The following is a 22,342-nucleotide window of genomic DNA, read 5'->3' as shown; positions in this document are numbered from 1 at the left end:
AATACAGGGGCTTCAAGGGTGTTAAATTGGTAATACTTATCAAATTAGTTAGTTTAACTATGGCCTACATTTAAAGATATAGGCCATATAAACTACTTAGATTGATCTGTATCTTTAGGTGCTTGCCAACCACCACCAACCGCTTTATATAAATTAATTTTACTGGCCAACAATGCTTGCTTACCCGTAATTAACTGCTGTTGGGCACTGTACCAAGTTCTTTGTGAATCAAGTACTTGCAAGTAACTGTCGGCCCCTTTGTCGTAACGCGCTTGCGATATGTCAAAGGTTGCCTGACGACTTTGCAATAACTGCTCAAGTGCACTTAACTGGGCGTTATAACCTTCGTTATCTGCAAGTACGTCAGCAACTTCACGAAACGCTTGCTGAATTTTTTGCTGATAGGTAGTAAGCGCTATTTGTTGCGCTGCTTTAGCAACATCTAAATTAGCTTGGTTACGGCCCATATTAAAAATAGGCAAATTAATAGTAGGTACAAAACTCCACGTACCCGAGCCCCCATCAAATAAACCACTTAAGTCGCTTGATGCAGTACCCGCATTAGCGGTTAAGCTAATACTTGGATAAAACGCAGCACGCGCAATACCAATATTTGCATTAGCCGCTAATAACTGATGCTCAGCCGCTTTAATATCAGGGCGTTGGGTGAGTAAATCAGACGGTAAACCAACCGGTACTTCTGGTAGGTCGAGTAAATGATTAAGTGACGCATTTGGCAGTAAATCACTGGCAACGCTATTACCTACTAGTAAATCAAGCGCATTTTTATCGCGCTTTAATAAACGCTTATACTTTGCTATATCAACTTTAGCTGTAGCAACCGTACTCTTAAGTTGCTCTAGGGTAATTGCTGATGCAGCACCTAAATCAAAGCTTTGCTGAGTAAGTGATAACGACGATTGTTGCGACGTTAAGGTTTCCTCGGCCAGTGCTAATAACTGCTGGTCGGTTGCATAGTTAAGCCATGCATTAGCAAGCTCAGCAATAAGCGACACTTGCATACTGTATTGACTCAGCTGCGTAGAGTATAAGGTTTGTAGTGCTTGCGTTGACTGATTGCGCACCTTGCCCCATATATCAAGCTCATATGAGGTAATACCTACGGTAGCACTGTACTGCGAAGTAATACGCGGCTCACCAGTACCCGATAAATCACCCGGCAAGCGCTGACGCGAGCCAGAGCCATTTATATCAAGCGATGGAAATAATGCCGAGTCTTCTATTTGATATAAACCACGCACACGCTGCACATTTAATGCAGCAATTTGTAAATCTTTATTATGCTCAAGGCTCTGTGCAATTAACGCTTGCAGTTTTTCATCGTTAAAAAACTGCTGCCAATTTAGCTGTGTAGCTTGTGCTTGCTCTTCTGCACCCGATGCATACGCATCAGGCACAGGTAAAGCTATTTGTTGTTGCTCAGGGGCAAGTTGGCACCCCGACAACACCATTAACGCAATTGCACTAAGGCTAAAGGTTTTTAAATTAACTGTGGTTAAGCTCATTGCGCCCCCTCCTTAACACCTTTGCTGCTTTTGCTAGAAAATAAACGGTGAACTACAACAAAAAACAAAGGTACAAACAACACCACAATAGTTGATGACGCAAAGGTGCCACCAATAATTGAAATACCCAGCGCGTTTTGTGCACCCGAACCAGCACTTGAGGCAATAGCCAGTGGTAATACACCACACATAAAGGCCAGCGACGTCATTAATATTGGACGTAAACGTAAACGCACTGCAGCCACTGCAGCGTCAACTAAGCTTAGGCCTTCTTCCTTTTTATGAATCGCAAATTCTACAATTAATATAGCGTTTTTCGATGCCAAACCTATGGTGGTTAATAAGCCCACTTGTAAGTAAATATCATTTGATAAATTACCAACAAATGCGGCCATAATTGCCCCCAATATACCTAAAGGTACAATTAGCATAACGGCAAAAGGAACCGACCAACTTTCGTATAAAGCAGCTAAACATAAAAATACGAATAACAGCGACAAGCCATACAGTAAAGGAGCTTGACCACCACTAGAGCGTTCCTGAAATGATATACCCGTCCACTCAGATGCAAAACCTGCAGGAAGTTGTGCAACTAAACGTTCCATTTCTTCCATCGCTTCTCCAGAGCTATAACCTGGTGCAGCACTACCTTGAACTTCCATCGCTGAAAAACCGTTATAGCGCTCTAAGCGAGGTGAGCCGTAAGTCCAGTGCGAACTAGCAAAGGCTGAAAATGGCACCATATCGCCGCTTTTATTGCGTACATACCACTTATTTAAATCCTCAGGCACCATGCGAGACTCAGCTTGGCCTTGCAAATACACCTTTTTAACCCGACCGCGGTCAATAAAGTCATTCACATAACTACTCCCCCAAGCTGTCGCTAAGGTACTGTTAATATCACCTTGTGATACACCCAGCGCTTCTGCTTTTGCAAGGTCAATATCAAGTTGTAGTTCTGGCATATCTTCTTGGCCGTTAGGACGCACACCCGCTAAAATAGGGCTTTTACTTGCCATACCTAGCAACATATTACGCGCTTTTAATAGCTCGTCATGGCCTAAGCCTACTCGGTCTTGTAAAAACATAGTAAAGCCATTTGCCGTGCCTAGCTCAGGAATTGCCGGAGGTGGAAAAGCAAATACTAGTGCTTCTTTTATGGTTGAAAAATACCCCATACCTTTACCTGCAACCGCGCCCACCGATAAATCATCACTCTGGCGATCATCCCAGTGCTTTAAGCTCACAAAACCAATTGCAGCATTTTGTCCAGAACCAGCAAAACTAAAACCTGTAACGGTAAAAATAGATTTAACCGCTTCGGCTTGATCATTTAAGTAATGGTTTTCTACCTTTTCAACCACTTTAAGTGTTTGCTGTGTAGTAGAGCCTGCTGGCAACATTACTTGGTTAAACAAAATACCTTGGTCTTCGTCGGGTAAAAATGCGGTTGGCAAACTTGAAAATATGTACGCCATGCCAGCTACAATCAATACATAACTAAGTAAATAACGCTTAGAATGTTTGATCATACGCGCTACAAACCCTTGTGCACCGGTATTTGTTTTATCAAAATTACGGTTAAATCCAACAAAAAACCGCCCCATAAACGAACTAGTATCATGTACATGGCTTGGCTTTAATAAGGTGGCACATAATGCAGGTGTTAAAATAAGCGCAACCAATACCGACAAGCTCATTGCAGAAACTAAAGTAATTGAAAATTGGCGATAAATAACCCCGGTAGAACCGCTAAAAAACGCCATCGGAATAAATACCGCCGACAGCACCATAGCAATACCCACCAATGCGCCTTTAATTTCATCCATCGATTTTCGGGTGGCTTCCAGCGCAGAGAGCTTTTCTTCACTCATTAGCCGTTCAACGTTCTCTACCACAACAATCGCATCATCAACCAGCAAACCTATTGCCAGTACCATAGCAAACATAGTTAACGTATTGATTGAATAACCAAAGGTGTACAAAATACCAAATGTGCCTAGCAATACCACCGGCACTGCAATTGTAGGGATCAAGGTTGCACGAAAGTTTTGTAAAAACAGGTACATAACCACAAACACTAATACAACAGCTTCAATTAAAGTATGAATTACTTTTTCAATCGATAACGATACAAACGGTGTCGTGTCGTAAGGAATAACGCTTTCTAAGCCCTGAGGAAAAAACGGTTTAAGCTCTTCAAGGGCTTGTTTAACCCCGTTTGCCGTATCTAGCGCATTAGCACCACTGGCCAGTTTTACCCCTAAACCCGATGCAGGCTTGCCGTTAAAACGCGCAACTACACCATAGTTTTCACCACCAAGTTCTACATCTGCTACATCACTAAGGTGTACAGCTGAGCCATCGCTATTGGTTTTAATTAAAATGTTTTTAAATTGTTCTGGTGTTTTTAATCGGCTTTGTGCAGTAACAGTCGCATTAAGCTGTTGATCATATACCGCAGGCATACCACCAAGTTGACCGGCAGAAACTTGTGCGTTTTGTGCTCTAATTGACGCGGCAATGTCTGCCGGTGTCAGTTTATAATTTTGCAACTTAGCAGGGTCTAACCAAATGCGCATCGCGTATTGCGAGCCAAATAGTTGTACTTCACCCACGCCTTCAACGCGTGACACAATATCTTGCACGTTTGAGGCTACATAATCGCCAATATCAATATTGGTCATGCTGCCATCTTGCGATACAAAGCCCAGCACCATTAAAAAGCTACTTGATGACTTAGCAACCACAACACCTTGGCGTTGTACTTCTTCAGGCAGTAATGGTGTTGCAGTAGCCAATTTATTTTGCACTTGAACTTGTGCTATATCGGGGTCGGTATCAGCACTAAACGACAAGGTTAATGAAGCAGAGCCGCTTGATTGCGAAGTAGATGACATGTAAAGCAGCCCATCAAGGCCCTTCATCTTCTGCTCAATAACTTGGGTAACTGAATCTTCTAATGTTCTTGCTGATGCACCCGGATAGTTTGCCGTAATTGTAATTGCCGGAGGGGCAATAGACGGATACTGCGCAATCGGCAAATTCATAACCGCTAAAATGCCCGCAAGCATAACTACTATGGCCAGTACCCATGCAAATATAGGCCTATCGATAAAAAATCGTGACATTAATACTCTCCGTTATTGCGCTTTAGTAGCAGCTGACGCTGTTGATTCAACTTCAGACGCTTGCACTGCTGCACCCGGGCGAATTTTTTGTAAACCTTCTACAATTAATTGATCGCCATCGGCTAAGCCATCCGTCACTAACCAGTCAGAGCCAATAGTACGGTCCACTTTTAATACACGGCTTTGCACCGTATTATCATTACCAACCACCATTGCAGTAGGCTCACCTTTGGTGTTGCGGCTCACACCACGTTGTGGCGCTAAAATAGCATTCGCTTTTACACCTTCAACAATTTCTGCACGTACATACATACCCGGTAATAGTAACTTTTCAGGATTTGGAAACTTAGCTCGCAGCGTTACTGAACCAGTGCTTGGATCGACAGTCACTTCAGAAAACTGTAACGTGCCTTTATGGGCGTAAACTGAACCATCTTCCATATAAAGTTCAACTTCGGTTTGAATTGCAGAGTCAACCTCAAGCAAACCAGAAGCTAGTGCTTTTTTAAGCTTAGTAAGCTCATTACTCGATTGTGTTAAATCCACATAAATAGGATCAAGCTGCGTTACAGTAGCCAGTGCTACTGCTTGATTCGCGCTAACTAAAGCACCCACGGTTACACTTGATTTACTAATTTGGCCGCTAATTGGCGACGACACATTGCTGTAATCAAGGTTAATTTGCGCTGCTTGCAATTGTGCTTTTGCTGTGAGCAACTCTGCCGATGCTTGCTTAGACGTTGCATCAGCTTCGTCATAATCTTGCTGACTCACTGCTTTTATTGCTAATAACTCACTATAGCGAGATGCTTTTGACTTACTGCTAGCAATGCTCGCTTCAGCGCGGGCTACAGCTGCTTTACTTGCTGCAAGCTCAGCTTCAAAAATGGCTGGATTTATTTGATATAGCGCTTGGCCTTTTTCTACTTGCTTACCTTCTGTAAACAAACGAGATTGCACAATACCGCTAACTTGAGGACGAATTTCTGCAATTTGATAAGCACTTACACGCCCAGGTAATTCTTTTTTAAGCGTAAGCGCTTCACTTTTTAATGTTATTACACCTACTGGCATAGCTTGAGAAGCAGAAGCTTTAGGTTGCTCAGCAGCCTGATCACAACCAGTTAAAACAACAGAACCAACGAGGGCCGAAAATACCAAAAGCGCGATGCGGGAACGCTGCATATTAAATTACCTTTTAACTTGAATTTACATTTTAGAATGAACGTTCATTCTAAATTATTCCGCAACGCTTTCCAATGCTAATTAGCAATTATTTTCAACTAGATTTAATGCTGTAAACATGTGTAAATTTGGTTGACTAAAGCGGCAATTTGCTTACAGTCAAAACTCCCCTAGCGTATTGGGTAAGCGATACTAAGAGGAAACTTCCCATTTTTACATGTTTAAATAACCTACAGTAAGCGTAATATTTATAGCTGGCAATAAGTTACACTATTTGCTATTAATGGCAGCTCATGCAATAAGGAGGTTTTCGCGCTTTAATAGGGAAAGTGTCCTCTGATAAAGCTGTTATATTTACATCAAGCAATGGAGTGTTTTCAAATGTCAAAAAAGTTATTCGTTAGTTTATGTATTGCCGTGTGTGCATTTAATGTAACTGCACAACAGAAAAACTTTGATGCTATTTTAAAGTGCCACAATTCTACCAATGCTCCTGGCATGGCTGTAAGGTTAGAACAATCAGGTAAAAAGGTTTTTACCGGAGCTATCGGAGTAGCCAATATAGAAACAATGAGTGACCTTCGTGTAGATGATATATTTCAAATTGGCTCTGTTACGAAAACATTTACTGCTGCCGCTATCTTGAAACTATCAGAAAAAAATAGGCTATCGCTACAAGATACATTAGGGAAGTTTATTCCTGATATTAACCTAGAATACAAGCACTTAACGATTGATAGAGTTTTAAGCCATACATCAGGCTTACCTGATTACATGGGAAATCCCAGCGTCACCTCTGTTTGGGACAAGAATGCCGTTATCGATCATGTTATAAAAACTATTAGCACTCAGCCTCCTCACACCCTATCAGGTAAGAAATATAGTTATTCAAATTTGGGGTATATTTTATTAGGTAAAGTAATTGAAGTTGCTTCTGGTGTTTCTTATGACCAGTTCATGCATCAGTCATTCTTTAAACCGTTAAAAATGAATAATACTTTTGTTGTTACCAAAGGGACCTCTTCTGGAAAAGTTAAAGGCTACACTAGTAACCGTGATGAACCAAAAATATACCTTAATCCAAAAGAATCCACGGAAAGATCATGGGATGTTGATCGTAGTTGGATCTATTCTGCGGGTGCCATTGCTTCTACCCTTGCTGATATGAGCCTTTGGCAAAATGCATTAAAATCAGGGAGTGTCATTTCAAAAGATAATTATCGGTTAATGGCTACCAGAGCTAAATTGGATAATAACGATCCTGTAAATTATGGATACGGATTAGATGTATACCCAATAAGTGGGTTAGATAGCTTTAGTCACCAAGGTATGGTTCCCGGATTTTTTGCTTGGAATGTCTATTTTCCAAATGAAGACTTAACCGCTACAGCTTTTACTAATATCGATAGTAAGCACCCCGGTCCAGCCTTATTAGATATGATTGCCCTGCAATTAGATTTATCCCCTAAGCCAGTAGTTAAAGAAAACGTTAAAGCTATAGCGACATCTTTAGTGGGTAGTTATCGAGCCCCGGATTCTAAAATTTTAAATATTTCATTCGAAAATGGTACTCTTTATTCTCAATATACAGGTGAAGATAAGCGCAAACTTATCCCACGAGAAAATAATTCGTATTCTTATGAATGTACTGAGAATTATTTTCAACTTAGAGAAAAGAACGGAAATAGTGAAATTATTCCTGTTTATCTTTATCAAGGCGAACAAGACGGTTTGGTTAAATTGTAAATATAATCGGGTAGCCGGAGGTCTCTAACCTCCAGCCCCCACACCACCCATCATGCGGGTCCGCAATGGGCGGTTCATCTCCCGTAATGAATATTGATCCAAATATCTCTCAATGACACTAAACCTTGTGAAGCTAAATAACGCGGTAAGTCGGGCTGTTTCTAGTAAATTCATCATTTTTGTCGGTTGGTGTGACTTCGCCAATTATCCGATCTACCCCGTACAGTAACGTCAAAAGGTAGGTTGGTTAAGCCGAAGGCGCCACCCAACAAAGTTTCAGATTCACGCCTTGAAGGTCTGCTTATGGCACTTTCAAGCTATTCGATAACATAAAATGCTGATAATAATAATTGGCAAGGTATTTTACTGTGCCGGATGGCGCTTCGCTTATCCGACCTACACGCTGGGCCAGAAATATTGATAAGTATGGAGCTAATGGCATTAATTGAACTACTTGGATCTTCTACATTCATCTCACTGTATAACTGAGCTGCCAAGGTTTTATTGTGTGCCAAGATTAAGGTTGGGCGTTTTAAGCGATGAATTACATTTGCCATAGTAAACGTTTTACCAGAGCCAGTAACACCTTTTAAGGTCTGGTGGGTCACACCGTTATTTATACCCGCAATAAGTTTTGCTATGGCTTCTGGTTGGTCACCAGAAGGTGCATAGTTTGAATGTAAAATAAATGTGTTTTTTGTCATGTGCTAGCCCTTATTATTAAGATAAAACTGAATTTTTTATAGTTAAATCTACCAACAAATCCTATTTCCTATAATCCTAACACTATAATTTTATGACAATTTCACCCTAAATTTTTTCATCTAATCACTAATTGGTTAAGAAACACCCATGTGTATATGTTTAATCACTATCAATTTCATCTTTTTTTTCTTCACGCCCTAAACTTAGAAGCTTTAAACTTAGAGCAAGCAAAAGAATAGAGATGGGGAGTATTAGTATTTCCCACTTAAGGTTATTTAAGTTAACCAAAATAATTTCAAGAAACTTCACAAACAAGATAATAACAATGACTTCACCCAATATACTCTTTAGACGACCAATGTTTGGTGTGCTTATCCATTTGAGAACAGAGCTTTTCTTTGCAAGTTTCTTATCACAAATAAATAAAGTGAATACGCCATGAGCGAAAATAAACAATACAAGCGCAATAAGAAAAGTATCTAATGCTTTAATCAAATAAGTCGTTGCGACCTCTGAAGTGTCAAGGTGAGATAAACTCTCACTGGCTATTTCACTAAACAATACAGTAGTATAGGCTGAATAAGTCTTCATAGCCCCAACGATAAATAATAAAACTGACCCTAATAGCGAACAGATAATGGCTATCCAGCTAATAAATCGAAATATATTAAATGTTTCTTTCATTTTAAATTCCTTAAATAGTTATTTATCAGTTAAACAATCAGTTAAATAAGTCGGTGCTTTATAGGTTGAATAGGTGCTGGTAACTCTGTTACACCTAAAATCTCTAACAAATTAATTTCAATACCTCGGGATATCGAACTTAACGGTAAGTCGTTAGCGGAAAGACCAAAGGGTTCTTCTAACTCTTCGCTTAACGCATCTAAACCAAAAAATGTATAGGTGATTATGGCGCAAAACAACGGGGTGATCAGCCCTATTGAGCCAACAATACCAAACGGCAATATTAAACAATAGAGGTAGGCGGTACGTTGCACCAGTAGCATATAAGCAAACGGTAGCGGCGTACTTTGAATGCGCTCACAGCCCGCTTGCACGGTAGCCATTGAAGTAATATTATCGTCGATAGTTTGGATTAAAAAGTCAGATAATAGGTTTTTATGACGACAAGTACCGAGTTTTTTTCCCATTAAGCGCAGCAGTGCGTCAGGTAAATTCTGTGATTTACGCAGCGCGGCTATATCCTCAGGATTAAGATATTTTTCAATATCACTCCACGGATCTGATTGTCGTAAGTGATGTCTTAAGGCATGGCTAAACGCGATCGTCAGATAAATCATCCGTTGCTGTAATTCAGCACCACCTTTGGCACTTTCATCTACATATGACGTCACCTGGCGGGATAAGCTGCGCGCGTCGATAACCAATTGGCCCCATTGCTTGCGTGCTTCCCACCAACGCTCATAGCTAGCATTGTTTCTAAAACCCAGAAATAACGATAAGGCCACACCTAATAGCGCTAATGGCGATAAGGTAAAAGTCGGAAATATAACCGGATAGTAGTATTGCGCAGCAGCAACCGCAGCACCTAACAGGGTAAAAAAGGCGATTTGCCCAAATATAAGTGGCACAACGGAGCCACGTAAAATAAACAACAGTTTAAACGCATTAGGTTTATCTCGAACAATCATGACTGCCTCCGGTTTAACATTAGATTTAGCTTTATTAGGGAGAGATCAAGCGTCTGTGCGCTTACTAAGCGAACACTCCATTAGTAGAACAGTATTTTTAACGAACACGGCATACCAATCTTAGTTATCAGTTTAAGCATTTATCTAGCATTTTGCTGAGCAAGAAATTGCTCGAATGAAATAACATCACTCGCTTCAAGTAATTTCTGCTGTTGTATGGACTCAATCGTCTCTCGCTGCAACTGTGCTTCCATTGCGCTAGATAAACCACGTTCACTGAAATAAGTTTGATGTAGCTTGGCTTGTGCTAGCATTAAGTCGATAAATTCATCACCATTTTCACCCGCGGCCATCATCATAGCTGACGGTGTTAATTCGCTATTTCCGACCTTAGCTATTTGCTCAATTAGGGCTTGGCTGTGCGTTTGGCTTTTATCGTTTATCGTTTATCGCATCAGTAGATTGCCCCTCATGGGCTTTATCGAGTAAATCCGCTATTGGCTGCAACTGTGTCAATAACCCGTTCGCGGCCTTTTTAAATGCAACAGGTTGGCCGTTTTTCGTCAGCATTAATTTAGGATTTCGCCCTTCACGAACAACACGCTGCTGGTTCGCTTTAATTTCATCCGATTCCGTAACGCTCAATGCTGCACTTTCAGACAAAAGGCAATACAACAAAAACACATCGAGAAAGCGGATCTGTTGCGCATCAATACCCACTGGCAAAAATGGATTAGTATCAAGAATACGGACTTCAATGTATTCAACGCCCCGTTCTTTAAGTGCCACTATCGGTTGTTCGCCTGACTGTGTTACGCGCTTAGGGCGAATTTCGCTGTAATATTCATTTTCAATTTGCAGCACATTGCTATTAAGTTGACGATAGCTGCCGTCAACATTAATGCCAATTTTTTCATAAGCAGGGTAACCCTGAGCAATTGCTTTGGTAACATCGTCGACATAATTATCTAAATTGTTATAGCTAACATTTAAATTTGCTTGCGCTTCGCTTTGGTAGCCTAAGTCACTCATTCGAAGCGAAGTGGCAAACGGTAAGCCAAGGGTGTTGTTGCTGAATGTGTCTAACTTATCGGTCTTTTTATCGCCCATAAAGCTATTGTCCAAAGCCGGCGAGGCGCCAAATAAATAGACTAATAACCACGAATGACGACGAAAATTACGGATCAAGTCAAAATAGCGCTGCGATTTAAACGCTTGTACATCACCTTGTTCACCCCAAACTTGCTGGCAATAAGGCCAAAAGTTATCAGGCATTGAAAAGTTATAATGTATGCCCGCTATCGCTTGCATTGTCCTGCCATAACGATACGATAAGCCTTGGCGGTAAACATGCTTCATTTGACCGATATTAGCGCTGCCATATTGGGCAATGGGTATGCTCGCTTCTCCCTCTAGGCGACAGGGCATACTGGCAGGCCAAAGGTATTCATCCGGCATGTGGCGCAAGGTAAAATGATGCAAATCACTCAAGTAGTCGATAGTGTCATCAACTTGCTGACACACAGGCGTGATAAATTCCAGCAACGCTTCCGAGTAATCTGTCGTAATACTCTTGTGCGTTAATGTGGACCCAAGAGCCTCCGGGTGGCCGGTTTGTGCTATCAAAGCTTTTGGTGTAACTCTTAGGCCTTCTTTTTCAATTCCCCGTTGAACCTGGCTTAAAAGTGCTAAGCCATTAGGTGATTTGAGGTGTTGCAAACGAGTTTGTAATAAATCGGACAAGCAGGCTTTCCTTTAAAATAAATCAATCTAGACAGTTGGATCTAGCGCTATTGACTTAAGTGCTGCGCATGAAACCGTAAATGTTCTTCAATAAATGATGAGATAAAGTAGTAACTGTGATCATAACCTTCGTGAACAGCCAACGCTAACGGGTAACCATTAACTTTTGCTGCGGCTTCTAATGCTTCAGGCTTTAGCTGCTCGCTAAGGAAGTCATCCGCGCCACCTTGGTCAACTTTAGCGGGAATAAACTGCGTTGCTTTGCGCATTAATTCACTCGCATCATGGTTGCGCCACGTTGCTTTGTCTTTGCCCAAATAAGCAGTAAAAGCTTTTTTGCCCCAAGGCGCTTTTACAGGATTACAAATCGGGCTAAACGCCGACATTGAGCTATAACGTTCTGGGTTTAACATGGCAATAGTTAATGCGCCGTGTCCGCCCATTGAATGGCCACTAATAGCACGTTTATTTGATACCGGAAATGAAGCTTCAATAATGGCCGGTAATTCATTCACTACGTAGTCGTACATCTGGTAATGACGATTCCAAGGTGCTTGAGTGGCATTAACATAAAAGCCCGCGCCCATGCCCAAATCATAACCTTCATCATTAGCAACCCCTTCACCACGAGGGCTAGTATCGGGTGCCACAATAGCAATACCTAATTCGGCAGCCATGCGCTGTGCGCCGGCTTTTTGCATAAAGTTTTCATCGGTACATGTTAAGCCCGAAAGCCAATACAATACCGGTACTTTTTCGCCATTTGAGGCTTGCGGTGGCAAGTAAATAGCAAAGCGCATCGCGCAATTTAATGTTTTCGATTGATGGCTATATTGCTTGTGCCAACCACCAAAGCTTTTGTTTACACTGATATTCTCTATTGTCATGGTAAAGCCTCAAAAGGATAGAAAAAGCTCTCTTAAGAGAGCTTTTGATTAGTTAATGATTACTTAACTAAATGCATCTTACTGTTCAAAAAAACGCTTACTTATCGAAATGAATAACAGTGCGGATACTTTCGCCTCTGTGCATCAACTCAAACGCTTCATTAATGTCTTCAAGGCCCATGGTATGGGTAATAAAGTCACTTAATTTAAATTCACCGGCTAAATAACGTTCTACGTAATCAGGTAATTCAGTACGGCCTTTAACACCGCCAAATGCTGAGCCTCTCCATACACGACCAGTCACTAATTGGAACGGACGGGTTGAAATTTCTTGACCGGCACCAGCCACGCCAATCACTACTGATTCGCCCCAACCTTTATGACAACATTCCAACGCAGAGCGCATCAAGTTCACGTTACCAATACACTCAAACGAGTAATCTACGCCGCCATCAGTTAACTCAACAATCACGTCTTGAATTGGCTTGTCGTAGTCTTTCGGGTTAATAAAATCGGTAGCGCCTAGTTTTTTCGCTAGCTCAAATTTACTTTCGTTGATATCAATAGCAATGATACGACTGGCTTTGGCCATCGTTGCACCGATAACCGCTGATAAACCAATACCGCCAAGACCAAAGATAGCAACCGTTGCGCCCTCTTCAACTTTCGCGGTATTCATTACCGCGCCCATGCCGGTAGTAACACCACAACCGAGTAGACAAACTTCTTCTAATGGCGCTTCTTTATTAACTTTCGCTAACGAAATTTCTGGTAATACTGTGTATTCAGAGAATGTTGAACAACCCATATAATGGAAAATTGGCTGACCGTCTTTATAAAAGCGTGTAGTGCCATCAGGCATTAAGCCCTTACCTTGGGTTTCACGAATTTTTTGACACAGGTTAGTTTTACCCGATAAACAGAATTTACATTCGCCACACTCTGGTGTGTATAACGGAATAACATGATCGCCTACTTGCACACTGGTAACGCCTTCACCAATTTGCTCAACAATACCGCCACCTTCGTGACCTAAAACAACCGGGAAAATGCCTTCTGGATCATCACCTGATAACGTAAATGCATCGGTATGACATACGCCCGAGGCAATCACCTTCACTAATACTTCACCCTTGCGCGGTAACATTACATCGACTTCTTCGATAGATAACGGTTGCTTAGGACCCCAAGCAATAGCGGCTTTAGATTTAATAAATTTATCTGTCATATTTATTCTCACTTTTTAATTGTTGATATTTCAATCGTTTCTTACAAAGACCAACTTACACTATGAAGCTAGTCTACTCTTCTTACCTAATGATAGTAATACTCCTTAAATGCAACTTACTCTTACTAATAGGTAATAATAAAGCAACATTATTACCTATAACGCTTACTTACGCTTCTTTACAAGCCTTTTTACACGCTTAATAACTAGCGAGAGAAACAAATTCGTTGCTCTTAATGACTGTGCCCTTGAGAAATATTAATCATGGCAATGCCAATTGCGACTAATGCCATTCCAAGCCATATTGTTAAGTCTAGATGCTGACGGTAAATAACGGTAGATAATAATGTCACGGTTATAATCGCAAGCCCTGCCCATAACGCATGCACAATGCCAATGGGCATCCCCTTCATCGCTTGTCCTAAAAACATAAATGCGGCTAAGTGCCCTGATAGGACTAGCGCACTGACACCTGGCTTGGTAAAATCATCGGTTGCTTTTAAGACCACATGAGACATTGCTTCAGCAATACCCCCTAACAAAAGCTATATCCAACTCATCGCTTCGTCCTCTTAAATTTTAGGTACCGCACTAGCAATACGGTTAAATTATTTAACTTTGCTTATACTTACTTAGGCTTTATTTATGTTTTTCCTAGGGTTAGCCTTTGCTTAAGTAAGTCACGACAAACTTGTTTTGATGTAGTTATACTATTTATTTCCTATATGATGATAATTTGTAAAATCACTTGTACATGTAGGTAACAATCATACAATGGGAAGGTATTAGCGAATTTGTTTATGTCGCCGAGAAGGAAAGTTTTACATTGGCAGCAAAGAAAATGGAAATATCAACCGCGCAAGTTAGCCGCCAAATCAGTGCTTTAGAAAAACGCCTTAATATAAAGTTATTTTACCGTACCACGCGCAAAGTCTCTTTAACGGAAGAAGGACGGGTTTTTTATCAACATTGTCGCAGCGTGCTCGACGGCTTAGATGCGGCAGAGCGTGCAATAACTAATTTACAGTCAAAGCCGCAAGGTAAAATTAAATTAACCGCTCCGGTAACCTATGGCGAGCAACGCATATTGCCACTGGTGAATAACTTTATAAAGCGCCATAGCGATGTGGAAGTGTCGGCTTATTTAAGCAACCGACAAATCGATTTATCAGAAGACGGTTATGATTTAGCTATTCGCTTAGGCAAGTTAAGTGACTCGTCAATGATGGCAAAAAAATTAGGCACACGCAGCAACTATGTTTGCGCATCTCCTCAATATCTCGACACCCATGGCATCCCCCACTCTATATCTGAGCTTAGTAAACATAGCTGTTTATTAGGCACACCTGATTATTGGCACTTTAGCGAATTAGGCAAAGAAAAAAGTATCCGCGTAAAAGGTCGCCTACGCTATAACAATGGCCATTGTTTGACCGATGCAGCCTTGAAAGGCTTAGGCATAGTACAATTACCCGATTATTATATTGAGGAGCATCTACAAAGCGGTAAACTAGTGGCTTTATTAGACAATTACCGAGCTCCTGATGAAGGTATATGGGCGGTCTATCCACAAAATCGTCATTTATCACCGAGAATAAGGTTATTGGTAGACTATTTGGCTGAGCAGCTGGTTTGATGTTATTTATTTCGAGCCAGCACAATTAACTGAGTCAGTCCGTTTTAATGCACGGCATCATCTATAACATCAAGACGAGATAATTTTTTACAGCCGTTTAGCGATAGGCTATGGCTATAAATAGTCAAACATAATTATCTGCAACTAAACGTGTGGACACCACAATCGGCAACTTAGCTCCGCCACGTTTGTATATATTAGCTAAGGCTTAACCTAGTCTATCTGCGGATGATCAGCCAAATACTATCTACCTAGCTAACTTTGCATACAACTGTTACAGCACAGTAAAAGTAATTTTACATTTGGTGGGATTATAACTTACCAGAAAAGGTATATCATACCTCCATCGAAACGAACCGTAGCCATTTAAACAAAGTTTATCAGCTATACTCGATATGAAACCATTAACTTTTTACTTTTATATACGGAGCAATCAAATGAGCATATATACACATACAACACTTGGCACTAACGACCTAAACAAAGCTCGCGCCTTCTACGACAACGTTTTAAGCATCATTGGTCTTAAGCGCATTGCCGATTTAAATGACAATGGTTCAATTTGGGGCGTAGACGCACCTTCTTTCTTTGTCCTAAAACCTGCCAACGGCCAACCTGCAACTGTGGGTAACGGCACTATGGTTAGCTTTGAAGCACCAAGCCGAGCGGCTATCGATGCCTTTCACGCAGCAGCTTTAGCGGCTGGTTGTCCTGATGAAGGCGCACCGGGTACTCGCGATTGGGCTCCTCATGCCTATGCAGCTTACACACGTGACTTAGACGGTAACAAACTTGCTGTTTACTGCTTTAAAGCAGCGTAATTTATAATACTAGATCCAGTTGATCTTACATTATAATGACAACGGTCTGTTAGCCATTCTGGCTTTCAGGCCGTTTTCTCATGAATAAGTTATAGACTTTAGGTTATTTTAAATTATTTTTTAGGACAACATTATGAGTATTAGTACACCTAAAATCGTCATTATTGGTGGTGGTGCTGGCGGATTAGAGCTAGCCACCCAAATAGGCCACAAGCTAGGCAAAAAAAAGCACGCCGATATACTGCTGATTGATAAAAATCGTACCCATATTTGGAAGCCGTTACTGCACGAAGTAGCAACCGGCTCTATTGACCCTGATTTAGACGCAGTGGTCTACTCGGCGCATGCCGCTAAGCATCATTATCGTTTTCAACTGGGCTCGTTCTGTAATATTGATCAAAGCAATAAAACCATTACCCTCGCGCCACTTTATGACGAGTTAGGCCACTCTATTTTACCCGAGCGCAGTGTATCTTATGATCATCTGGTTATTGCTGTAGGCAGCGTAAGTAACGACTTTAATACCCCAGGTATAAAAGAGCATTGCTACTTTTTAGATTCAAATCAACAAGCTGAGCGCTTTCAGCACTCATTACTCGACAGCTTTACTCGCCTACACCAAGACGATAATCAACAACAATCGCTCAATATTGCTATTGTTGGCGGCGGTGCCACAGGTGTAGAGCTTTCAGCTGAGCTCTATCATGTCTCTGAGTTGTTGAAGCTATACGGCTTAACGAATATGTCAGCTAATCGTTTACATATTCATTTAATTGAAGCCGGTCCCCGTATTTTACCAGCCTTACCTGAGCGCATAGCGACCAGTGCAAAACGCGAACTATTAAAATTAGGCGTTAATGTACGTGAACATACACAAGTAAAAGAGGCGACCGAGCAAGGCTTTATTACCCAAGAAGATGAAATGATTAATGCTGATATTATGTTATGGGCCGCGGGTATAAAAGCACCTGACTTTATCAAAGACTTAGGTATTTTTGAGCTCACTCGCAGTAATCAAATACAAGTAAACCAATTTTTACAAAGCACGGTTGATGACAATATTTTTGTTTTAGGTGATTGCTGCGCCTTTACCCAAGCCGATGGCAAACAAGTACCGCCGCGCGCGCAATCGGCGCATCAAATGGCGCAATGTATTGAAAGAAATTTACTTGCGACATTAAAAAAACAACCTCTTCATGACTTTGAATATAACGATCATGGCTCGTTAGTTAACCTATCGCGCTATAGCACGGTGGGGAATTTAATGGGCAACCTGACCAGTAATAGCTTTTTTATTGAAGGTAAAATTGCTCGCTTTATGTATCTTTCATTATATCGCATGCATCAGCGCGCTATTCACGGCAGTGCTAAAACCATTGCCTTGTGGATCAGCGAAAAAATATTGCGCGTCGTGCGACCAAAAATGAAGTTACATTAAGGTTATTTTAAAATTCCCTAAACGTTAACTAAACCTAAAGCAGCTTCTAAATAATGCCGCGGTAACTTGATTACTGCGGTATTAATGCTTAGTTAATACTTAACTACGTACCTCAGCTTTCTCCTGTTTTAACCAACCTGCTAAGCCACTGCCCCCACTTTATTCCTTGCCAAAGTTTTTCTGTTAACCTGATAAAACTCTGACATTCAATGTTTTTATTATTATTACTGTCAGGTAAAAGTCATTTGGTTTTTATGGTGGTTATCATTTCTCATAAACAATGTAAAGTAGCCGCCATGAGTCAGACAGCAGCAATGCATCGGCTCTATAGTATTAAAATCAACACACGATTTATAGATACTGATTTTTCAGTACACCATATTAGGATTAAAAAATGACTCTGTCTGTAAATGAAAATAATGCAACTAAACTAGCTCAAGAGCCGAGTATTCAACTGTTTAAAGCGGGTACGTTTAAGTTAAACGATCTAGCGGGCTTACTTGAAGTTAATAACCTAAAAAGTCAGATGGCAGAAGTGACTGTCACCGATAATTCAAATGGCTTAACCGTAGGCTTTTTTGCCATGCAACCTGGCGTTGAGTTCGAATTTGTTTATGAATTTGTCGAATATAAAGTCATCACCAAAGGCAAGATTGTGATGCGCGACTTACAAGGTAACAAATATGTAGCAGAAGTAGGTGACGTTGTTCTATTCACCCCTAATGTTACCGTTATATTTGATGCCGAAAGTGATGGTGAAGCCGTTTATACCGCACACCGCACCGCAGATAGCATGTTTACACCTAAATAACTTTTATTAATTTTTCTGAGGAATACACTATGAGCATATATACACATACAACACTTGGCACTAACGACTTAAACAAAGCCCGCGCCTTCTACGACACCGTTTTAAGCACCATTGGTCTTAAGCGCATTGCCGATTTAGATGACAATGGTTCAATTTGGGGCATAGACGCACCTTCATTCTTTGTACTTAAGCCAGCGAATGGCCAGCCTGCAACTGTGGGTAACGGTACTATGGTTAGCTTTGAAGCACCTAATCGTGCAGCTATCGACGCATTTCACGCAGCAGCTTTAGCAGCGGGTTGTCCTGATGAAGGCGCACCGGGTACTCGCGATTGGGCTCCTCATGCCTATGCAGCTTACACACGTGATTTAGATGGTAACAAACTTGCTGTGTACTGCTTTAAAGCAGCGTAATGACGCGGTAACGCACCTAGCAAAACTAAAAAACACCTATTAATAGGTGTTTTTTAGTTTTATAGACCATAAAGGTAGAGAATATATGTCAGCTTTTAGCTGATCAGTTGACCTTAAGAAAAAGCCAGCTGCCGTCAGCACTGTAGTCATACCAATACAATTATGTGAACGACTGCAATGCCGGGAATAGCTGCACTTTTTATTTGACGCCTCTACGACTGCGCATATGGCTTAGTTGTCTGTCAAGATCAAATAGATTGAACACTGTAAACAGCCTCAATATCTATTGATGTTAACTATATTCGTATCAAAGTGAACATAAATGCGCCTTGTTTTGAGTACTCATTTAGGTCAGTAGTGCGCTCACAGAAGCTATGAAGTAAATACATTATTACGTCTGATTTTTTAAATGCTTAAAGTTTTTTAGGGTAATAAACTTAAATGTAATTGGGCGGCACCGCACTGATGATAAATACTTTAAATAGCTGTGATTAACATTATATCTACTACAATTCAGACTTTATTTGACCAACTTTCAATAACAAATTAACCTATTAAATTTAAAAACAACTCATTAATCAGCACATTCAGTGCAACAGACAATTTCTGTACTTCAATATCTGTTACTCTTCCCGCATTAGTTTCTATTTTAGCCAAAGTACTTCTACTAATTTGCCAATCAATAAGGTTGCACTTAGCTACAAGTTGCTCTTGAGTCCAACCTTTAGTCTCACGAATTGTCCTTACGTTTTTACCAACAATATTCATAACTTTTCTTGCTCTGATATCGGAGCTTGATTGTCACAAATAAAAAAGCCTAAAACTGCTCCGCCATCGGAGCGATGTGTTTTATTGAAAATTGATGTTTTAGTGGTTCAAATAATTGTTGCGCCCAACTTTGATAACTTCACCACGAGCGAAGTCAGATCATCATATATTACGTTAAAAAATGATGATTCTTTAGATCCTGTTAAACTCAGAAAAAAGCTTTATGCAGAACTTTTAAAACTGGTGAAAAAAGGTTGGCTGAAAAGAAGTCTTCAAATATTAAAGGGCTAACTCGTTTTAGTAAAACCGAGCTGTTTGACGCTAACGCATTAACTAAAAATACGCAGATTGAAATTACGGTTAAATCATTTCCTGACCACTACATTGCAACTTAATTCAAAAAAACTATGAAACAGCATACTTAGTAAAACATGATTTAACTTTACTGGGCTTAACCGAAGCACAAATATTAGAACTATTAAGTTATTGGGTTAAATTAAACCCCAATTTCAGAGATAGAAGCCACCAAGAGGTTTCTTTTACATCCTTTGATACGAGTTTTTTTGAAGAGATGACCTTACGTAATGAAGTAAAAAAAGAAACCTTAGAAGCTTTATATAATTCACTTACACCAGAGTATTTAGCGGATCTCAATGCTCTTTTTTACTTTGCTAGGCATTTAGATTTTTCTGAAGGGTATCAAGAAGCATATGACTTAGAGTTAAGGAGTGCTAGATTCCATGCTGATAACAAAAAAGAGATAACTTCTAACTTTTTACATATTTTCAGTAAATGTAATTTTATTGATAACTTGTTGAGTAGTTTGTATTTTCTTAATTTCATCGATTTTGCTGAAGAAATTGTCAAATTATATGATTTAGAAGGTGTAATTGTGTCTCTAGATAAATTTCGAACAAGAGCTGCATTTGCTAAATCAGATATTTGTGGGTATTGAAAATATAACAAGAATTTAAAATGGGACTTGCTGTTTGCTCGGTTTCGCTTCGCTACACATTTTAGCAAACAATTATCAGCCGCTTTAATGGGCGCTACCAATGTCCACTGTTGGCACTTTCCAGCCATTCAATAACATAAAATGCTGATAATAATTGGCAAGATATTTTACTGTGTCGGATGGCGCTTCGCTTATCCGACCTACATTCGGTACTTTTTAGGTAATCGATAATACATAACGCTAATGTTAACTGAGGCTGCCTTTTTTTGTTGGGTTTCGCTGCGCTCAAACCAACCTACGTAAAAACACCTTAAAATAATAAAATAAGGTGTTTTTACTTTGTGATTTTTACTGCTGGCCTTTACTTGCTAATGACCAGCTGAGTTAGTTTGTACTTAGCTTTGTGTTGGCTCGGGCGTGGGTACTATTTTTGATACCAGTAACTGCTCAACCCGAATGCCTTCAACATCTACCACTTCAAATTTAAAGCCGGCGTATTGAATGTATTCTGCACGTTTTGGAATACGCTTCATGGTATAAATTAAATAACCGGCCACGGTTTCGTAATGACTCTGGTGAGGAAACTCATCAATATCAAGTACTTTAGCCAACTCAACTATGGGGGTTAAACCATCAACTAACCAGGAGTTTGGGTCGCGCTCAACAATTAACTCATCATCGCTGTGAGTAATTAAGTCGCCCATAAAGCCTTTCATTAAATCTTTTACTGTTACTATGCCTACCACTAATGCGTATTCGTTAACTACTACAGCAAAAGGCTGTACGGCTGTTTTAAACGCATTTAATGCCTCTGATAAACTGAGGGTTTCGGGCAGATAAAAAATATCTTTTTCGAGCATTTCGCTATTAATATTTGCCGCATCGCCTTTGAGTACTTGGCGTAAAATATCTTTTGATTCTACAGAGCCGATTAACTTATCTAAATTATCGTTACACACTAAAAAGTGGTTATGTGGGTGCTCTATTATTTTGCGGGCAATGTCATGGCTCGATTCATTAATATCAAAATAAACTATTTGGTCGCGCGGCGACATTACACTCGATATAAAGCGCGCTTCTAGGTCAAATACGTTACCAATTAAATCGTATTCTTGTTGTTGTAGGCTGCCGTATTCTGCACCAGCATCCATCATGGCAACAATGTCTTCTGTGGTTACAATATCTTCGCGCTCGCTAGGTACTTTAAAAATACGCAAAATAATATTTGTTAAACCATTAAAAAATAATACCAAGGGCGTTAAGGCATAGGTAACCCAGCGCATTATTGTTACCACGCGCACAGCAACGGCCTCTGGCAAAATCATCGCCAAACGCTTTGGTAGTAAGTCTGCAAATAAAATAAACAGTGAGGTAATGGTTAAAAACGACAGTAAAAAACTAATTTGTGCCAGTAATGGGCCTTGATAAAAAAACTGCAAAACATTTTGCACATAAGGCGAAAGTGCTTGCTCACCCACAATGCCGCCTAATATAGCAATAGCATTAAGGGTTATTTGGATCATGGCAAAAAATGCCCCAGGTTGTTCTTGTAGCTTTAATACTGCTGCTGCTTGAACATTGCCCTCATCAGCCATTACTCTTAACTTTATTTTACGCGATGCTGCAATCGCAATTTCCGACATTGCAAACAACGCACTGATCAAGATTAATAAGCCAATCCCGACTAAATCACCCAT

The 22,342-nt window shown here is 40.4% G+C and carries 20 protein-coding genes and 1 pseudogene; 8 read left to right on the top strand and 13 right to left on the bottom strand.

The annotated features are described in order from the left end of the window. Positions 1 to 92: 92 nt before the first annotated feature. Genes PTRA_RS17590 through PTRA_RS17580 form a run of 3 tightly spaced genes read right to left on the bottom strand, consistent with a single transcriptional unit; the run spans position 93 to position 5,842 of the window. Positions 93 to 1,526: an efflux transporter outer membrane subunit gene (locus PTRA_RS17590; RefSeq protein WP_058374946.1), complete on the bottom strand. Its 1,434-nt coding sequence runs from the start codon at positions 1,524 to 1,526 to the stop codon at positions 93 to 95. Next, a complete protein-coding gene (locus PTRA_RS17585) occupies positions 1,523 to 4,657 on the bottom strand; it encodes an efflux RND transporter permease subunit (protein WP_058374945.1) in 3,135 nt (1,044 codons plus the stop codon). Before PTRA_RS17585 ends, PTRA_RS17590 begins: the two co-directional genes overlap by 4 nt. 12 nt (positions 4,658 to 4,669) lie before the next feature. Then, positions 4,670 to 5,842 (bottom strand): efflux RND transporter periplasmic adaptor subunit, encoded by a 1,173-nt coding sequence (locus tag PTRA_RS17580; RefSeq protein WP_058374944.1) that lies wholly within the window; start codon positions 5,840 to 5,842, stop codon positions 4,670 to 4,672. A gap of 381 nt (positions 5,843 to 6,223) precedes the next feature. On the opposite strand from PTRA_RS17580, the gene PTRA_RS17575 reads away from it, so the two are divergent. Beyond that, on the top strand, positions 6,224 to 7,588 hold the full coding sequence (locus PTRA_RS17575; RefSeq protein WP_058375161.1) for a serine hydrolase domain-containing protein: 1,365 nt from the start codon (positions 6,224 to 6,226) through the stop codon (positions 7,586 to 7,588). A gap of 443 nt (positions 7,589 to 8,031) precedes the next feature. On the opposite strand, the pseudogene PTRA_RS17570 reads toward PTRA_RS17575, so the two are convergent. The 8 genes and pseudogenes from PTRA_RS17570 to PTRA_RS17540 form a co-directional block, all read right to left on the bottom strand. Further along, a pseudogene (locus PTRA_RS17570) lies at positions 8,032 to 8,292 on the bottom strand (DEAD/DEAH box helicase family protein); the annotation flags it as partial. Positions 8,293 to 8,452: 160 nt separating this feature from the next. After that, positions 8,453 to 8,977, bottom strand: coding sequence for a YqhA family protein (locus PTRA_RS17565; RefSeq protein WP_024591402.1), 525 nt, complete (start codon positions 8,975 to 8,977; stop codon positions 8,453 to 8,455). Between the two features lie 41 nt (positions 8,978 to 9,018). After that, complete coding sequence (locus tag PTRA_RS17560) at positions 9,019 to 9,945, bottom strand: bestrophin family protein (protein WP_058374943.1); 927 nt, start codon at positions 9,943 to 9,945, stop codon at positions 9,019 to 9,021. Positions 9,946 to 10,085: 140 nt separating this feature from the next. Beyond that, a complete protein-coding gene (locus PTRA_RS19305) occupies positions 10,086 to 10,304 on the bottom strand; it encodes a hypothetical protein (RefSeq protein WP_237113501.1) in 219 nt (72 codons plus the stop codon). 73 nt (positions 10,305 to 10,377) lie between these two features. Then, positions 10,378 to 11,664 carry a glutamate--cysteine ligase gene (gene gshA / locus PTRA_RS17555; protein WP_237113517.1) on the bottom strand — a complete coding sequence of 429 codons (1,287 nt, stop codon included), beginning with the start codon at positions 11,662 to 11,664 and terminating at the stop codon, positions 10,378 to 10,380. 71 nt (positions 11,665 to 11,735) lie between these two features. Further along, the gene (fghA, locus tag PTRA_RS17550; protein WP_058374942.1) at positions 11,736 to 12,575 is read right to left on the bottom strand and encodes an S-formylglutathione hydrolase; all 840 of its coding nucleotides are present in this window, start codon (positions 12,573 to 12,575) and stop codon (positions 11,736 to 11,738) included. 97 nt (positions 12,576 to 12,672) lie between these two features. Next, positions 12,673 to 13,803, bottom strand: a complete 1,131-nt coding sequence (locus tag PTRA_RS17545) for an S-(hydroxymethyl)glutathione dehydrogenase/class III alcohol dehydrogenase (RefSeq protein WP_058374941.1) — start codon at positions 13,801 to 13,803, stop codon at positions 12,673 to 12,675. 233 nt (positions 13,804 to 14,036) lie between these two features. Continuing rightward, complete coding sequence (locus PTRA_RS17540; protein ID WP_257720833.1) at positions 14,037 to 14,345, bottom strand: DMT family transporter; 309 nt, start codon at positions 14,343 to 14,345, stop codon at positions 14,037 to 14,039. 227 nt (positions 14,346 to 14,572) lie between these two features. Here PTRA_RS17540 and PTRA_RS17535 point away from each other — a divergent pair, with 227 nt between their 5' ends. The 5 genes from PTRA_RS17535 (at position 14,573) to PTRA_RS17515 (ending at position 18,922) form a co-directional block, all read left to right on the top strand. Beyond that, positions 14,573 to 15,439 (top strand): LysR substrate-binding domain-containing protein, encoded by an 867-nt coding sequence (locus tag PTRA_RS17535; RefSeq protein ID WP_058374940.1) that lies wholly within the window; start codon positions 14,573 to 14,575, stop codon positions 15,437 to 15,439. 437 nt (positions 15,440 to 15,876) lie between these two features. Continuing rightward, positions 15,877 to 16,260, top strand: coding sequence for a VOC family protein (locus tag PTRA_RS17530; RefSeq protein ID WP_058374939.1), 384 nt, complete (start codon positions 15,877 to 15,879; stop codon positions 16,258 to 16,260). Positions 16,261 to 16,393: 133 nt separating this feature from the next. Continuing rightward, positions 16,394 to 17,698, top strand: a complete 1,305-nt coding sequence (locus tag PTRA_RS17525) for an NAD(P)/FAD-dependent oxidoreductase (RefSeq protein ID WP_058374938.1) — start codon at positions 16,394 to 16,396, stop codon at positions 17,696 to 17,698. A gap of 394 nt (positions 17,699 to 18,092) precedes the next feature. Continuing rightward, positions 18,093 to 18,509 carry a cupin domain-containing protein gene (locus PTRA_RS17520; RefSeq protein WP_024591393.1) on the top strand — a complete coding sequence of 139 codons (417 nt, stop codon included), beginning with the start codon at positions 18,093 to 18,095 and terminating at the stop codon, positions 18,507 to 18,509. A 29-nt stretch (positions 18,510 to 18,538) separates the two neighbouring features. Further along, positions 18,539 to 18,922, top strand: a complete 384-nt coding sequence (locus PTRA_RS17515) for a VOC family protein (RefSeq protein ID WP_024591392.1) — start codon at positions 18,539 to 18,541, stop codon at positions 18,920 to 18,922. Positions 18,923 to 19,468: 546 nt separating this feature from the next. On the opposite strand, the gene PTRA_RS17510 is transcribed toward PTRA_RS17515, so the two are convergent. Continuing rightward, complete coding sequence (locus tag PTRA_RS17510; RefSeq protein WP_024591391.1) at positions 19,469 to 19,690, bottom strand: helix-turn-helix domain-containing protein; 222 nt, start codon at positions 19,688 to 19,690, stop codon at positions 19,469 to 19,471. A 30-nt stretch (positions 19,691 to 19,720) separates the two neighbouring features. Between PTRA_RS17510 and PTRA_RS17505 the strand changes: the two genes are divergently transcribed. Together PTRA_RS17505 and PTRA_RS17500 are read left to right on the top strand one after the other, a co-directional pair. Then, positions 19,721 to 19,981, top strand: coding sequence for a hypothetical protein (locus PTRA_RS17505; RefSeq protein WP_058374937.1), 261 nt, complete (start codon positions 19,721 to 19,723; stop codon positions 19,979 to 19,981). Positions 19,982 to 20,261: 280 nt separating this feature from the next. Continuing rightward, positions 20,262 to 20,645, top strand: coding sequence for a hypothetical protein (locus PTRA_RS17500; RefSeq protein ID WP_058374936.1), 384 nt, complete (start codon positions 20,262 to 20,264; stop codon positions 20,643 to 20,645). 395 nt (positions 20,646 to 21,040) lie between these two features. On the opposite strand, the gene paeA is transcribed toward PTRA_RS17500, so the two are convergent. Continuing rightward, complete coding sequence (paeA, locus tag PTRA_RS17495) at positions 21,041 to 22,342, bottom strand: polyamine export protein PaeA (RefSeq protein ID WP_058374935.1); 1,302 nt, start codon at positions 22,340 to 22,342, stop codon at positions 21,041 to 21,043.

The organism is Pseudoalteromonas translucida KMM 520, assembly GCF_001465295.1.
GTDB classification, from domain to species: Bacteria; Pseudomonadota; Gammaproteobacteria; order Enterobacterales; family Alteromonadaceae; genus Pseudoalteromonas; species Pseudoalteromonas translucida.
This window is presented reverse-complemented; position numbering and strand designations above follow the sequence as displayed.

Bases quoted from the DNA above. Each gene is read 5' to 3' on its own strand.
- PTRA_RS17590 (WP_058374946.1), bottom strand. From the start codon at position 1,526: ATGAGCTTAACCACAGTTAATTTAAAAACCTTTAGCCTTAGTGCAATT.
- PTRA_RS17585 (WP_058374945.1), bottom strand. From the start codon at position 4,657: ATGTCACGATTTTTTATCGATAGGCCTATATTTGCATGGGTACTGGCC.
- PTRA_RS17580 (WP_058374944.1), bottom strand. From the start codon at position 5,842: ATGCAGCGTTCCCGCATCGCGCTTTTGGTATTTTCGGCCCTCGTTGGT.
- PTRA_RS17575 (WP_058375161.1), top strand. From the start codon at position 6,224: ATGTCAAAAAAGTTATTCGTTAGTTTATGTATTGCCGTGTGTGCATTT.
- PTRA_RS17565 (WP_024591402.1), bottom strand. From the start codon at position 8,977: ATGAAAGAAACATTTAATATATTTCGATTTATTAGCTGGATAGCCATT.
- PTRA_RS17560 (WP_058374943.1), bottom strand. From the start codon at position 9,945: ATGATTGTTCGAGATAAACCTAATGCGTTTAAACTGTTGTTTATTTTA.
- PTRA_RS19305 (WP_237113501.1), bottom strand. From the start codon at position 10,304: ATGATGATGGCCGCGGGTGAAAATGGTGATGAATTTATCGACTTAATG.
- fghA (WP_058374942.1), bottom strand. From the start codon at position 12,575: ATGACAATAGAGAATATCAGTGTAAACAAAAGCTTTGGTGGTTGGCAC.
- PTRA_RS17545 (WP_058374941.1), bottom strand. From the start codon at position 13,803: ATGACAGATAAATTTATTAAATCTAAAGCCGCTATTGCTTGGGGTCCT.
- PTRA_RS17530 (WP_058374939.1), top strand. From the start codon at position 15,877: ATGAGCATATATACACATACAACACTTGGCACTAACGACCTAAACAAA.
- PTRA_RS17525 (WP_058374938.1), top strand. From the start codon at position 16,394: ATGAGTATTAGTACACCTAAAATCGTCATTATTGGTGGTGGTGCTGGC.
- PTRA_RS17520 (WP_024591393.1), top strand. From the start codon at position 18,093: ATGACTCTGTCTGTAAATGAAAATAATGCAACTAAACTAGCTCAAGAG.
- PTRA_RS17515 (WP_024591392.1), top strand. From the start codon at position 18,539: ATGAGCATATATACACATACAACACTTGGCACTAACGACTTAAACAAA.
- PTRA_RS17510 (WP_024591391.1), bottom strand. From the start codon at position 19,690: ATGAATATTGTTGGTAAAAACGTAAGGACAATTCGTGAGACTAAAGGT.
- PTRA_RS17500 (WP_058374936.1), top strand. From the start codon at position 20,262: ATGACCTTACGTAATGAAGTAAAAAAAGAAACCTTAGAAGCTTTATAT.
- paeA (WP_058374935.1), bottom strand. From the start codon at position 22,342: ATGGGTGATTTAGTCGGGATTGGCTTATTAATCTTGATCAGTGCGTTG.